This window comes from Pseudoxanthomonas sp. LjRoot206 (genome assembly GCF_056175725.1).
On sequence record NZ_JBGFFI010000003.1, the window covers coordinates 652,619 to 666,325 of the forward strand.

General features: G+C 68.9%; 13 protein-coding genes. 3 read left to right on the forward strand and 10 right to left on the reverse strand.

Annotated elements, in window-relative coordinates; translation table 11 throughout:
* Positions 1-15: 15 nt before the first annotated feature.
* On the reverse strand, positions 16-306 hold the full coding sequence (locus AC04MD_RS12255; RefSeq protein WP_475497532.1) for a hypothetical protein: 291 nt from the start codon (positions 304-306) through the stop codon (positions 16-18).
* A gap of 137 nt (positions 307-443) precedes the next feature.
* On the opposite strand from AC04MD_RS12255, the gene AC04MD_RS12260 reads away from it, so the two are divergent.
* The gene (locus tag AC04MD_RS12260; protein WP_475497533.1) at positions 444-1,028 is read left to right on the forward strand and encodes a lipocalin family protein; all 585 of its coding nucleotides are present in this window, start codon (positions 444-446) and stop codon (positions 1,026-1,028) included.
* A 105-nt stretch (positions 1,029-1,133) separates the two neighbouring features.
* On the opposite strand, the gene AC04MD_RS12265 is transcribed toward AC04MD_RS12260, so the two are convergent.
* Positions 1,134-2,105, reverse strand: coding sequence for a helix-turn-helix transcriptional regulator (locus AC04MD_RS12265; protein WP_475497534.1), 972 nt, complete (start codon positions 2,103-2,105; stop codon positions 1,134-1,136).
* A 660-nt stretch (positions 2,106-2,765) separates the two neighbouring features.
* Between AC04MD_RS12265 and AC04MD_RS12270 the strand changes: the two genes are divergently transcribed.
* Positions 2,766-3,512 (forward strand): DUF481 domain-containing protein, encoded by a 747-nt coding sequence (locus AC04MD_RS12270; RefSeq protein WP_475497705.1) that lies wholly within the window; start codon positions 2,766-2,768, stop codon positions 3,510-3,512.
* Positions 3,513-3,527: 15 nt separating this feature from the next.
* Here AC04MD_RS12270 and hemC read toward each other — a convergent pair whose 3' ends face one another.
* The 4 genes from hemC to AC04MD_RS12290 all read right to left on the reverse strand — a co-directional run bounded on the left by hemC (position 3,528) and on the right by AC04MD_RS12290 (position 6,965).
* Positions 3,528-4,436: a hydroxymethylbilane synthase gene (gene hemC / locus AC04MD_RS12275; RefSeq protein ID WP_475497535.1), complete on the reverse strand. Its 909-nt coding sequence runs from the start codon at positions 4,434-4,436 to the stop codon at positions 3,528-3,530.
* A gap of 37 nt (positions 4,437-4,473) precedes the next feature.
* On the reverse strand, positions 4,474-5,205 hold the full coding sequence (locus tag AC04MD_RS12280; RefSeq protein WP_475497536.1) for a LytR/AlgR family response regulator transcription factor: 732 nt from the start codon (positions 5,203-5,205) through the stop codon (positions 4,474-4,476).
* 95 nt (positions 5,206-5,300) lie between these two features.
* On the reverse strand, positions 5,301-5,987 hold the full coding sequence (locus AC04MD_RS12285; protein ID WP_475497537.1) for an alpha/beta hydrolase: 687 nt from the start codon (positions 5,985-5,987) through the stop codon (positions 5,301-5,303).
* A gap of 36 nt (positions 5,988-6,023) precedes the next feature.
* Positions 6,024-6,965, reverse strand: a complete 942-nt coding sequence (locus AC04MD_RS12290) for a TonB family protein (RefSeq protein ID WP_475497538.1) — start codon at positions 6,963-6,965, stop codon at positions 6,024-6,026.
* A 346-nt stretch (positions 6,966-7,311) separates the two neighbouring features.
* On the opposite strand from AC04MD_RS12290, the gene AC04MD_RS12295 reads away from it, so the two are divergent.
* A complete protein-coding gene (locus tag AC04MD_RS12295; protein ID WP_475497539.1) occupies positions 7,312-9,516 on the forward strand; it encodes a sensor domain-containing protein in 2,205 nt (734 codons plus the stop codon).
* Here AC04MD_RS12295 and AC04MD_RS12300 read toward each other — a convergent pair.
* The 4 genes from AC04MD_RS12300 to AC04MD_RS12315 are packed head-to-tail and all read right to left on the reverse strand — an operon-like array spanning position 9,491 to position 13,604.
* Complete coding sequence (locus tag AC04MD_RS12300) at positions 9,491-10,342, reverse strand: NAD-dependent protein deacetylase (protein WP_475497540.1); 852 nt, start codon at positions 10,340-10,342, stop codon at positions 9,491-9,493. The two genes, AC04MD_RS12295 and AC04MD_RS12300, sit on opposite strands and share 26 nt — an antisense overlap.
* A gap of 35 nt (positions 10,343-10,377) precedes the next feature.
* A complete protein-coding gene (locus AC04MD_RS12305) occupies positions 10,378-11,883 on the reverse strand; it encodes a tryptophan halogenase family protein (RefSeq protein ID WP_475497541.1) in 1,506 nt (501 codons plus the stop codon).
* Between the two features lie 10 nt (positions 11,884-11,893).
* A complete protein-coding gene (locus tag AC04MD_RS12310) occupies positions 11,894-12,910 on the reverse strand; it encodes a cupin-like domain-containing protein (protein WP_475497706.1) in 1,017 nt (338 codons plus the stop codon).
* The gene (locus AC04MD_RS12315) at positions 12,897-13,604 is read right to left on the reverse strand and encodes a SapC family protein (RefSeq protein ID WP_475497542.1); all 708 of its coding nucleotides are present in this window, start codon (positions 13,602-13,604) and stop codon (positions 12,897-12,899) included. Before AC04MD_RS12315 ends, AC04MD_RS12310 begins: the two co-directional genes overlap by 14 nt.
* Positions 13,605-13,707: the final 103 nt, after the last annotated feature.

The following is a 13,707-nucleotide window of genomic DNA, read 5'->3' on the forward strand; positions in this document are numbered from 1 at the left end:
ACCCCCTGCCGAAGGTCAGGCCGCCCGGACCCGCCGCGCCTGCGGGCCGCGCCGGCGTCGAAACGTGCCAATCAGGCGGGCGCCGGCCGGCAGCCGGAAGTGGTGCAGCGCCCACCACGCCGCGGCCGGCATGCCAACCAGCCAGAGCGGCAACCAGCCCAGCCAGTCGCTGCTGGCGCGCGCCAGCGGTACCAGTACCACCACCGCGACGCCGATCAGCACCAAACGGCGCAGCACGAGATCGAGGTGGGCATCGGGACGGTCCTGGCGGGCGGCATGCGGACGCGGGAGCGACAACGTGGACATGGCGGACTCCTCTGTGATGTCAGTACGACGTCACATTCGCGCACGCGCATCTCATGGACTGCGACATCACCGGTTAACATCTCCCTCGCACCCTGATGGCGACCATGTCCGTATGACAGGGAAGTAAGGAGTTCCGCATGCCCGTGTCGCTGTCCTGCCGCCTGCCCCGCCTCGCCCTGTTGGCGCTGTTCCTGTGCCTGCTGGCCGGCTGTGCCAGCCGCGGCGCGTCGCAGGATCCGCCGGATGCCATCGACCTGCCACGCGTGATGGGCACCTGGCATGTCATCGCGCATATCCCCTACTTCGCCGAGCGTGGGCATGTCGCCGCGCGCTACGAATACGCGCTGCGCGATACCGACAAGGTCGGTGTCAGCTACCACTACCGCGAGGGCTTCGCCGCGCCGGAAGCGCAGCGCGAGGCGCGCGCCTCGGTCAAGAGCGGTTCCGGCAATCGCGAGTGGACGCTGTGGTTCGTCGGCGTGGTGCCGGCGAAGTGGCGCATCGTCGAAGTCTCCCCGGACTATTCGTGGGCGCTGGTCGACTACCCCGGTCGCGACATGGGCTGGATCCTCGCCCGTGACACCGTGATGGAAGATGCCCAGTACCAGGACCTGGTGAGGCGCGCCCGCGACCACGGCATCAACGCCCGCCAGCTGGTCCGCGTACCACAGGTGCGGGAGCAGGTGGGCAAGCCCGGGTTCGGTGAACCGAAAGGGTTGTGAGGCGCGAATTCACTGGAAGGAAGCCTGTGGGAGCGACGTCAGTCGCGATTCCCTGCAAGCCTCGCGACTGACGTCGCTCCCACGGTATCTACGGACGCCTGGACGTCACTTCTTCTCGTAGTTCGACAGCGCCAGTTCCAGCAGCGCCTTCGCCTGCTCACGCAGCACGGCAGGCTCGACGATCTCGGCATCGGCGCCGTAGTGCAGGATGTCCATCAGCAGTTCGCGCGAGACGCTGTAGGGGATCTTCAGCTCGTAGCGGCCGTCCGACAGATGGCGCCCCTGCTGCTTGGAGTGCCATTGCTCGTCGGCGACCCAGCGCGCGGCCTTGGCGCTGAAGAGGATCGTCGCCCAGCCCTTCGGTTCGCCCGAGAAGATGCCGTAGCTCGACGCCAGGTGCTGGTTCAGTTCTTCGTTGGGCAGATCGCGCGCCGGCTCTTCACCCAACCGCGCATTGCCCACGCGATCGACGGCAAAACTGCGCAGCGCATTGCGCTCGTGGTCCCAGGCATCCAGGTACCAGTTGTCGCGGTAATGGGTGATGCGCTGCGGCGACACCGTGCGCCGGGTGCGCTCGTCGGTGGAGCGCGCACGGTATTCGAATTGCAGTTGCTTGCGCTCCAGCACGGCCGAGGCGACGGTGCGGAAGCTGGCTTCGTCCAGCTTGCGGCCGCGGTGCGGGATCACCCGCACGCGGTCGACCGGCCACTGGTCCACGCCTGCATGATCGGCCAGCAGGCCCTCGATGCGCTTCTGCAACGGCGCCAGTGCGCCCGACAGCACGCCGCCGCCGGTGCGCACCAGCAGTTGCTGCGCGGCGAGCAGCGCATACAGTTCTTCCGAACTCAGCCACAGGCCCGGCAGTTCGAAACGGTCGCTTTCGGCGGCGTGGTAGCGGAAGCCCGCCTCGCCATCGCCCTCGATCGGGGCCATCAGCGCATCGCGCAGATAGGCCAGGTCGCGATAGACCGTGGCGCGCGAGCAGCCCAATTCTTCCTGCAGGCGCTTCACCGTGACCGGGTAGCGCGCCGCTTTCAGGATGCGGTGCAGGGCGGTGATGCGTTCGATCTTGTCCATGGGCGGCACGGCAGGGGGCGTGCATCGGATTATCACCGACGGGTGGCCGTTTTCGCCGTCCGCTCCGCGTTGGAAGGAATACGGGGAGAAGATGCGCCGACGGCGTCTTGGGCCCGTGCGGTGCCTGGTGCCACGGCGTGTCCTCGCCGCCGCGGCACCCTCAACGCACGGACCCAAGGCGTTGTCGCTTCCGCCCCTCCATGCGCTTCGCGCTTCGCCTCACACTCGCAAGCCCCTAGCCAGGATCCCGACAGCGGAATGCCCTGCGGACGGTCTGCGGCAACGGCCGTGGTGGCCCCGGGACCGCATCGCCGGGCACGGGCTTAAGTCGTGCCTCGATGACGCCCCGGATGTGACGGCGATCCTTGTCCAGCCATCCCCCGTGGCGACAATGCATGTCGCAAACCTGAATCGGAACAATCACTTGGGTTGTGACGTCTACCGTCGCCGCCTACCATGTAACCGATTACACCCCTCTCCCCGAGACACGCCATGCTCCGCCGGACGCCCCTTTCCCTGCTCGCCCTCGCCCTGTCGGCAGGCGGCGCGATCCAGGCACAGGCCACCGATATCCTGCTGCCGCGCAACGACAAGACCGATGCGCCCACGACGAGCAAGGGCTTGGGCAAGCAGGACAGTCTGGTGGTTCCGGTGGTGGCGATGGCCGTGCGTCCGGTGCCGGAAACGCCCCCCGCTCCCCCGCCGCCCACCCCTCCGGCACCGAAACTGACCGGCGGTGGCGAGCTGGGTTTCGCCGCGGCAAGCGGCAACACCAATAACGAAAGCTTCAACGGGCGGCTCGATCTCACCTATACCGACGGCGGTGCCTGGCGTCACAGCGCCAGCCTGTTCGGACTGCATTCCCGCTCCGAATACAACCGCAAGCTGGACGACGGCAGCATCGTGCGCGACCGCCGCACCACAGCCAACCGCTACACGGTGACCGCCAACAGCGCCTACCTGATGGACGACCGCGGCACGCTCAACACGTCGGTGCGCCACGAGGAAGACGACTTCGGCACCTACAGCCGGCAGCAGTCGGTCAGCCTGAGCTACGGCAACCGGGTGATCGAGAACGAGCGCGCGCATCTCGACCTGCAGGTGGGGCCCGGCTTCCGCCGCGCCTACGACACCCTCGATGGCCGGGACGAGGCCAGCTTCATCGGCCGTGGGCTGATCGACATGCGCTATGCGCTGAGCGAGAACACCGAGATCGTCAACAAGCTGCTGGTGGAATCGGGCGAGTACAACACCTTCGCGCAGAACGACCTGGGCGTGTCGGTCACGATGAACTCGCACCTGGCGTTGAAGGCCGGCTGGCAGGCGCGCCACAACAGCGACGTTGCCCCCGACATCAAGAAGACCGACACGCTGACCACGATGAACGTGGTCTACCGCTTCAAGTAAGCGCGATCGGCGCGCTCAGGCGAGGAACGCGCCCGCGCCCTGCTCCAGCAATTGCGCGGCGACGCGGCGGCCGAGGCCATCGGGATCCGCAACCGGCCCGCGTGCCCCGGCACGCAGCACCTGCCCGTCCGCCGCCGACCCCACCAGTCCCGACAGCACCAGATCGTCGCCGTCGTGCTGCGCGAAGGCCGCCACCGGCACGTGGCAGCTGCCGTGCAGCGAGCGGTTCATCGCCCGCTCCGCCTCCACGCAGGCGCGGGTGGCGGCATCGTCCAGCGCGGCGAACAGCGCATGCATGTCCGGATCCTCGGCGCGGCACTCGACCGCGACCGCGCCCTGCGCCGGGGCCGGCAACCAGTCCGGCGCATCCAGCCGTGCGCGGATGCGCGCAGCGAAGCCGAGCCGCTGCAGGCCGGCACAGGCGAGGACGATGGCGTCGTAGTCGCCCGCATCGAGCTTGGCCAGGCGGGTGTTGACGTTGCCGCGCAGGTCGAGCAACTGCAGGTCGGGCCGCAGCGCCCGCAACTGCGCCTGCCGGCGCAGCGAGGACGTGCCCACGCGCGCGCCCTGCGGCAGCGCGGCGACATCGTCGTAGCGGTTGGACACGAACGCATCGGCGGGATCGGCGCGCTCCAGGATGGCGGGCAGCGCGAACGGGCCCTCCAGTTCCATCGGCACGTCCTTCAGCGAATGCACGGCGCAATCGGCCTCGCCTCGCAGCATCGCCAGCTCCAGTTCCTTCAGGAACAGGCCCTTGCCGCCGATCGCCGCCAGCGAACGGTCCAGCACTTCGTCGCCACGGGTACTCATCGGCACCAGTGCGACGGCCAGCCCGGGATGGACGGCACGCAGGCGGTCGGCGACATGTTCGCTCTGCCAGAGGGCGAGCGGGCTCTTGCGGGTGGCGATGCGCAGCGTGGTCATGCGGGCATTATCCCGCATGGCACCGCGTGAGCGGTGATCAGAGCGCCTTGACCGTCTCGCGCAGCCCGGCCACGCAGCGACGGCTGACTTCCAGCGGCACCTTGCCGTGGCGCAGGATGGCCTGCACTTGGCCATCGCCGACCCGCTTGATTTCGACCAGCTCGTGCCGCGCCACCAGGCAGTTGCGGTGGATGCGCACGAAGCGGTTGCCGAACTCCTCCTCCAGCGACCTGAGCGACTCCTCGATCAGGTCTTCGCCGCGCGCGTGGTGGACCACCACGTACTTCTCCTCGGCCTGCAGATAGTGGACTTCGTCCACCGGGATCAGGCGCAGGCTGCCGCGCAGGCGCGCGCACAGATGCGTGCGCGGCTGGCTGCTCGACGTCGCCGGCGGATGCGTCTCGCGCCCGGCGATGAAGGTGCGCGCGCGCTCCAGCGCGGCCGCCAGCCGCTCCGGGCGGATCGGCTTCATCAGGTAGTCGATGGCGGCCGCCTCGAAGGCGGACAGTGCATGTTCGTCGTAGGCCGTGCAGAACACCACCGCCGGACGCGGATCGAACGCGGCCAGATGGCGCGCAGCCTCCAGCCCATCCACGCCGGGCATGGCGATGTCGAGCAGCACCATGTCGGGACGGTGCTGCGAACAGGCCTGCAGCGCATCGAGGCCGTTCTCGGCCTCGGCGACCACGTCGATGCCGGGATGCTCCGCGAGCAGCGCGCGCAGGCGCTCACGGGCGAGGGACTCGTCGTCGGCAATGACCACTTTCACGGCAATGGCGTCCTCGCTGAACGTTGGCGTGATCCCCCGCAACCTAGGTTACCCATGGCGACGCCGGTCGTCATCCACCTGGGGGTCCGTGGGGATTACAACGCAAATCGCTGCGCCATCCAGTCACCCAGGTCACGGATTTCCTCCGCACACACCTGGTGGGCCATCGGATAGCGGTGCCATTCCACGCCGAAACCCAGCTCGCCCAGCACGCGTGCACTCTGCTCGGCATGGACGATCGGGATCACCGGGTCGCCGCTGCCGTGCGCCATGAAGACCGGCTGCGCGGTCGCCGCCTGGACCACATGGCGGGCCGCCTGCGAGGCGCCGGGCAGGTAGGTCGACAGTGCGATGAGCCCCGCCAGCGGCACCTGCCGGCGCAGGCCCGCGGCCAGGGTGATCGCGCCGCCCTGCGAGAACCCGGCCAGCAGCAGGCGCTCCGGGGCGATGCCGCGCGCCTGCTCGCGCGCGATCAGTGCCTCCACCTGGACGATGGATTCCTCGATGCCGGCGCTGTCGGCACGGGTGGGGAAATCCATGCCCACGATGTCGTACCACGCGCGCATGCGCACGCCGTTGTTGATGGTCACCGCACGCACGGGCGCGTGCGGGAACACGAAGCGCAGCGCAGGCCAGCCCGGCCGAACCAGTTCGGGCACGAGCGGCGCGAAGTCATGGCCATCGGCACCCAGCCCGTGCAGCCACAGCACGGACCACTGCGGTGCCGGGCCGGTTTCCTGTTCGACGGTATCGAGGACGGAGGAAGCGGAAGAAGTCGTCATGCCGCCATTCTCGCCGCAGACGCGTACGGACACCACTCAACCGCCGCGCGACTCCTCGGCCGGCAGGCGGAACCGCACCGTGCGGCTCGACGCATGCGCCTGCCCGGTGGCCTCGAAGCGCCAGCGCTGCGCCACCGCGAGGGCCGACGCATCGAACATGCCCGCCGGGGTCGACGACAGCAGGCGCACATCGCGCACGCTGCCGTCGGGCTGGATGATGAAAGCCACTTCCGCCTGTCCTTCGATGCGCGCGCGCAGCGCCGGCAGCGGATAGCGCGGCTGCGCGTCCTGCAGCAGCCGGGGGGCGCGCGCGGCCTGCACGGTACGGGGAACCGCCGCCGGCACCGCGGACGGTGCCGGTTGCTCCTGCGCCAGGACGGTGGGCGCCGGCGGCGACACGGCCGCGGGCGCCGGCTCGGAGGGGACCGTCGCGGCCGTCGTGGCGGCGGGCGTGATCGTCGGGGACGCCGTCGTGCGTGTCGGTGCGGTGGCCGCCACCGGAGCCGGCGGCGCGTCGACCGCAGCGGCGGCCTGGATCACCTGCTCGCGCAGCAGAGTCGCCACCGCCGTGCGCAAGCGCGGCAGTGCGGGCGCCTGCGCGTCGATGCGTTCGATCAGGCCCTGCAGTCGAGCCGCTTCTGCCGCATCGCCGCGCGCGATGGCCTGCTCCGCGGCGATCAGCACGTAGGGCTGCAGTTCGGCCAGCGCCGCCTGCGCGCGCACCTGTTCCGACGCTTCCGTGCGTGCGGCGATATAGTGTTCCACCGCGTTGTCGCCGGCCGGCGACAGCATCCGGTTGTCGGCCAATGCGGCCGTGGCGCGCACGAAGGGCGTCGCCGGCGCGGTGACGGCGCCTGCTTCCATCCCGTCCACGGACGGCGCTCCGGCGTGCCCATCGACCGCCGCCGGCGGCGACTCGCCGCATGCGCTCATGCACAGCGCGATCCCGGCCCCCATCCACATCCACATCGTTTTCATGAGCACCCCTGTCTTGCGGGCGGCAAGCCTAGGCGGTGTTCATGACGGCGATGCGTCAGCCATCGTCCTGCACCGTGTAGGTGCAGCCCCGTCGGGTGCCTCCTGATTCGCCGCCCTTCCGGACGACGCGGGTGAACGCCCTGTCGCCACGCACGACGCCGAGCGGGAACCTGGAATCGGTTGCAAGCGGGTCGCCCACGCGCCTGGCGGAAAACTTCAGGTAAAGTGCGTCGATTGCAGGGACTCGCCATCGTCGCGCGGGCCCGCATCGGGGGCGGCTTAGCAGGGAATGCCGTGGCGAACCCGGTCCATCTGGCGGCAACCGTTCTTTGGGGAAGAACCGACCGTGAGGCCCACTGCCATCGCCCTGACGTCGTCCATCGCCGATGGCGAACCCGACGTGTCGTGGGTCATCGACCACAGCGACAACGCGGTCGTCGTCTGCGACGACACTGCTCGCATCACCTGGATCAACCAGGGCTTCACCCGCATGTTCGGTTACACGCTGGAGGACGCGCTCGGAAACCGTCCGAGCGATTTCCTCGCCGGCCCGCACACCGACCCGGAAACCGTCGAATGGGTGCGCGGGCAGCTGCACACCCAGCAGGGCTACCGCACCGAACTGCTGGTGTACGCCAAGAACGGTGTGCCGCTGTGGATTTCGGCGGTGGTGAACCCGGTCTTCGATCCCGACCGCAACGTCCGTTACCTGCTCGGCGTCTACACCGACATCACCCATAGCAAGCTGCATGAAGAGATGCACCGCAAGGTGCTGAGCGCGATCGTCCGCGAGCAGCCGCTGCAGGAGGTGCTGACGCTGATCTGCCGCGAAGTCGAGAAGGTCATGCCGGAAGCGGTGGCGTCGGTGATCGGCGTGGACGACTACGGCCGCCTGCGTCCGCTGGCGGCTCCCAGCCTGTCCGACCACATCGCCTCCCTGATCGATGGCGAACTGGCCGGGCCGATGGTCGGTGCCTGCGGTTCGGCTGCGTGGAGCGGCCAGCCGGTCGAGTGCCGCGACATCGAACGCGACCCGCGCTGGCAGTCGCACAACGCCCCGTTCCTCGCGCTCGGCATCCGCGCCTGCTGGTCGAGCCCGGTCAAGGGCAACGACGGTCGCGTGCTCGGCACGTTCGCGCTCTACTACTGGGAAAACCGTGCGCCCGACGAATTCCACCTGCGCGTGGTCGACGTCTGCCTGCACCTGTGTGCGCTGGCGATGGAGCGTGAGCGCGCCCGCGCCCGCATGCACCAGCTGTCGTTCTTCGACACGCTCACCGGCCTGCCCAACCGTGCGCTGTTCAACAGCAAGGTCGAGCAGATGCTGCTGGGCGCCGCGCGCCGCGACAGCCACGCGGCGCTGCTGTTCGTCGACATCGACCGCTTCAAAATCGTCAACGACACCCAGGGCCACACGGCCGGCGACACGCTGCTGCGCGAACTCGCCAAGCGGCTCGGCAGCGAGCTGCGCGACGGCGACGTGGTGGCACGGCTGGCGGGCGACGAGTTCGTGCTGGCGATCCCCGACCGCACGGCGGAGGAAGCCGCCAATCTCGCCGACCGCCTGATGGCGCGGCTGTCGGAGCCGGTCAACGCCGGTCGCATGATGATGACGCCGCAGGCCAGCGTGGGCGTGGCGATGTTCCCTGCCGACGGCTGGGACGTCGACTCGCTGGTGCGCCATGCCGACATCGCCATGTACCGCGCCAAGTCGGAAGGCGGCGGGCGCATCGTGTTCTACAGCCTGGAGATGAACCAGGCCATGCAGGAGCGCCTGGCGCTGGAGAACGCGCTCCGCGAGGCCGTGCGCAGCGGCCAGTTGCGGCTGCACTACCAGCCCCAGGTCGCGCTGGAAGACGACGCACGCCTGCATGGCGTCGAGGCGCTGCTGCGCTGGCGCCACCCCGAGATCGGCGAGATCTCGCCGGCCACCTTCGTGCCGATGGCCGAGGAATGCGGCCTGATCGACGAACTGGGCCGCTGGACGCTGGAGGAAGCCTGCACGCAGATGGCCGACTGGCGCCGCCGTGGCGTGCCGGTGCCGCGCGTGTCGGTCAACCTGTCGGCGATCAACTTCGAACAGCAGGACCTGCCCACCTTCATCGGCAACGTGCTGGGCAAGTGCGGCCTGTCGCCCGACGAACTGATGGTCGAAGTGACCGAAAGCGTCATGCTGGCGGAGAAGCCGGAAGTGCTGGCGAATATCGATGCGATCCACCGGATGGGCGTGAGCCTGTCGATCGACGATTTCGGCACCGGCTACTCGAGCCTGAGCCATCTGCACCGGCTGCCGATCAGCGAGCTCAAGCTGGACATGAGTTTCGTCCGTGACCTGGAACACAGCGAGTCCGCGCGGGCGCTGACGACCTCCATCCTGCGCATCGGCGAAAGCCTGTCGCTGAAGGTGGTGGCCGAAGGCGTGGAGAACGCCGCGCAGCGGGCGGTGCTGGCCTCGCTCAACTGCGACCTGCTGCAGGGCTATTACGTATCGCGCCCGCTGTCGCCGCACTCGCTGGAACGCTGGGTCAACCTGCAGCCGCCGGTCGGGTAGACGCGGGGCGCCCGGCGTCCTCCCGCAAGAAGCCGAGCGCGTCTGCGCACGGTGCTGCTACCCGGAACGCCAGCACGTCGTCGGCACGCGTGCGGCCCAGGCTGACCGCGGCCACCGGCCGTCCCTGGCGCACGGCGGCATGCACGAAGCGCAGCCCCGAATAGACCATCAGCGACGAACCGACCACCAGCATGGCATCGGCGCGTGCCAGATGCGCCATCGCCGTCTCGACGCGGGCGCGCGGCACGTTCTCGCCGAAGAACACCACGTCGGGCTTGAGCATGCCGCCGCAGGCCTCGCATGCCGGCACCTGGAACGTACCGAAGTCACTGCCTTCCAGATCGGCGTCGCCATCGGGCGCGGCACCCGCCTGCAGATCGACCCACCCGGGATTGGCCTGCGCCAGGCGCACCTGCAACCGGGCACGCGCGGACGACGCACCGCATGCCAGGCAGACCACGGCATCGAGGCGGCCATGCAGATCGATCACCGACCGGCTGCCCGCCGCCTGGTGCAATCCATCGACGTTCTGGGTCAGCAGCAGTTCGCAGCGGCCCTGCGATTCGAGCGCCGCCAGTGCGCGGTGCGCCGCGTTCGGCCTGGCGTCCGCGATGCGCGGCCAGCCCAGCAGGCTGCGCGCCCAGTAGCGCTGCCGCACCACGGTATCGCCGACGAAGGCCTGGTATGTCACCGGCGGCGTGCGTTTCCACGCCCCCTGCTCGTCGCGGTAGTCGGGAATGCCGGACGCCGTGCTGCATCCCGCGCCGGTCAGCACGAACAGGCGCGGGTGCGCCGCCACGAAATCCTCGAGCCTCGCGTCATCCATGCCGCCAGCATAGGCCATGCCGGCGACGATGCGGATCAGGGCTTCGGCGCGGGGCAGTAGCTGCGCAGGTAGTCCATGTGCGCCGGCATCTGCCGCGCCGTGTCCAGGACGTTGCGGCGGATGTCGTCGAGGAAGCGCTGCAGGTCGGCCGGCGACATCACGTCCGCCGTCGGGTGGTAGCGCTTCGGCACGATGCCCTGCCCCATCAGTACCTGGATCCAGGAGTTCTCGCCGAACAGCTCGCCGGGCACGTGGAAGACCGTGCCGGTCTCGCGGAACAGCTCGATGCGGTGGCGCAGCGTGGAGGGGATCTCCATCTCCGCGATCTCGCGCCAGTACGGCGAATCACGACGGTCGCTGACGCAGTAGTGCATCACCACGAAGTCGCGGACATGCTGGAGTTCCTCGTCCAGCCGCGCGTTGTACTCGTCGATCGCCGGCTGGGTGATCGTATGCGGGAACGTCTGCAGCAGGCGCACGATGCCGCGCTGGATCAGGTGGATGGTGGTCGACTCCAGCGGCTCGATGAAGCTGCCGGCCAGGCCCAGCGCCACGCAGTTCTTCGCCCAGCACTGCTGGCGCTGGCCGGGCTTGAAGCGGATCGGCCACGGCTGCTTGATGACCTTGCCCTCGACGCTGGTGAGGAACTGCTCGCGCGCCTCGTCGTCGCTCATGTGGCGGCTGGAGTACACGATGCCGTTGCCGACCCGGTGCTGCAGCGGGATGCGCCATTGCCAGCCGGCGGTCCCGGCGATGGCGCGCGTATACGGCACGGCATCGCGCACGGCGGTGGTCTGCGTCGCCAGTGCGCTGTCGTTGAACAACCACTGCGACCAGTCGGTATAGCCGACCCCCAGCGCCTTGCCGATCAGCAGCGCGCGGAAGCCGGTGCAGTCGATGAACAGGTCGCCTTCGATCACCTCGCCGCGTTCCAGCTTGATCGAGGAAATGCAGCCCTCGGCATCGGTGGCCACGTCGACGATCTTGCCTTCCACGCGCTTGCAGCCATGGCGCTCGCTGAAGTCGCGCAGGAAACGCGCGTACAACGCCGCATCCATGTGGTAGGCGTAGTTCACGTGGTAGCGCGGCAGGTGCGAAAAGCGGTCCTGCAATGCCGCCTGCAGTTCGATGCAGTAGTCGCTGTACTCGCTGGCCAGGCCTTCGGCGCGGCCGCGCAGCCAGAAATGCTGGAAGCCGGCCGACCAGTGGTCCTTGCCGCTGATGCCGAACGAATGGATGTAGCGGTGGTCGACGTCCTTCCAGTTCTCGAACGAGATGCCCAGCTTCACAGTGCCCTGCACCGCCGCCATGAAGTCCTGCTCCTTGATGTCGAGCAGCCGGTGGAAGACGACCAGCGTCGGGATCGTCGCTTCGCCGACGCCGACCGTTCCGATCTCCTCCGATTCAACCAGGGTGATGTCGAGCACCTTGCCCAGCGTCTTCGACAGCGCGGCGGCGGCCATCCAGCCTGCGGTGCCGCCACCGGCGATGACGACGCGCTTGACGGGACGGGGCGTGGCGACGGGATCGGGCGTATGCATGCGATGGGCTCTATCGGTTCAGGCGCTGCACCAGCAGCGCTCGCAGGTGGCGGACACGGTCTTCGTCGAGGGACGCCAGCAGGCGCCGCGCGGATTCCGGGATATGGGCGGCGTCGACGGCTTCGTCGTAGCCGAATACGTAATGATCGAACACGTCCTTCCAGATGGCGCGTTCGTGCGGCGGCAGCTCGCGCAGGCTGATGATCGCCAGCATCAGCGCGTTCATCGGCGTATCCATCCATGCCGGCGAACGGCGCCACCAGTAGTTCACCAGCACGTTGAACGTCTCCAGCCCTTCCATGTGGTGCCACCACATGCTGGGAATGAACACGGCATCGCCCGGCTCCAACACCGCGCTGCGCGCATGCCGCAGCGCTTCGGCAAAGCGCGGGTAGCGCTCGAGATCCGGTGCGGAGAAATCGACCAGGCTCACCGCCTGCCCGGCGGGCGTGTGGTCGAGCGGGCCGACATAGAGGTTGTCCAGCTGGTCCGGCGGGAACAGCGTCACGCGGCGGCGCCCGGCGACCACGCAGGCGAGGTTGTCCGGCACGTCCTGGTGCGCCGCGATCCGGCTGCGGTTGCCGATCCAGATGCTGGCGAGCGGATCGCGCCCGCCCAGGTCCATGGGGTTTTCGTCGCGGAAGCCCGGCAGGAACGTATCCAGCGTCGTCGATGCCACGTAGATCGACGGCGGTGCGGCGGCGTCGAGGTATTTCCGCAGCGTATCCAGCGCGACCGCCAGCGGCACGTCCTCGCGGCGGAAATTGAAGCCGCTCAGGTCTTCGTTGTAGAAGACGCGACCGCCCGCCTCGGGCGGTGCGACCGTGGCGACGACACGCATGCTGCCGTGGTCGAAGCGCTTGAGGTAGGCCATCGCTTCCTGAGCCGACGCACGCGCGGCCTGTACCGCCGGCCAGGTTCCCGCCAGCCCGCGCAGCACGACCGGCGCGGATCCCGACGACACCGATTCCGGCAGTACGGCGGGATCGACTGCCCGCAGCTCGACGATGGGCTCAGGCGCGGGCAGCACGGCGTCGGTTGGTCCGTTCGATCAGGTCGCGGAAGCGCGACATCGACGCCAGCACCATGTAGACGGGCAGCAGATGGCCTTCGCGTGCCAGCTGCGCCAGCGCATCGCCGGGCAACGCCTGCAGCCGCGCTTCGTCGATCGTATGGAAGCCGGCCAGCCGGTTGTGCGACCCGTCGTCCAGCTTCACGTCCAGCACGAACGATTCCAGCAGCTCATGCTGCAGCAACGCATCGATGAACGCCGGCGTGGCGACGACGCCGTCGTGCAGCGCCAGCAGCACGGACTTCACGCGCTCCAGGTATTCGGTGGCGACGCCATGCTCGTGGAACAGGGCTTCACCGCCACCGAGGCGGACGCGCGGATGCTCCAGATCGACGTGGAGCAGGCGATCCTCGCCCGACACGCCCACGAGGAACGGTTGCCGCCTGACCGACAGCGGCACGTAGGTCGCATCCCAGCGCGTGTCGTCGAGGAACAGGTTCTCCCCCTCCTGCAGGCCCAGCAGGGCCAGCGGCACGAAGCGGCCGTCGCCGTCGCGGGCGAACACGATCGGGTAGTGCGCCTGCACATCGCGGAACTCTGCGGGAAAGGTCAGCGCGCGCATGACCGCATCGCCGAGCGCGGCACCGTGGCCGGCGCGCACGCGCAGCGTCCGGTGCTCGACGTTGTTCAACAGGACGTGCTGGCTCATCGGCTCTCGCAGGCTACCAGGCGGGAACGGCGCACCCGGGGCATCGTGCCCGATCGGATCGCGCAAAGAAAGACGGAGCCGCCGGACACGCCGGCGACTCCGC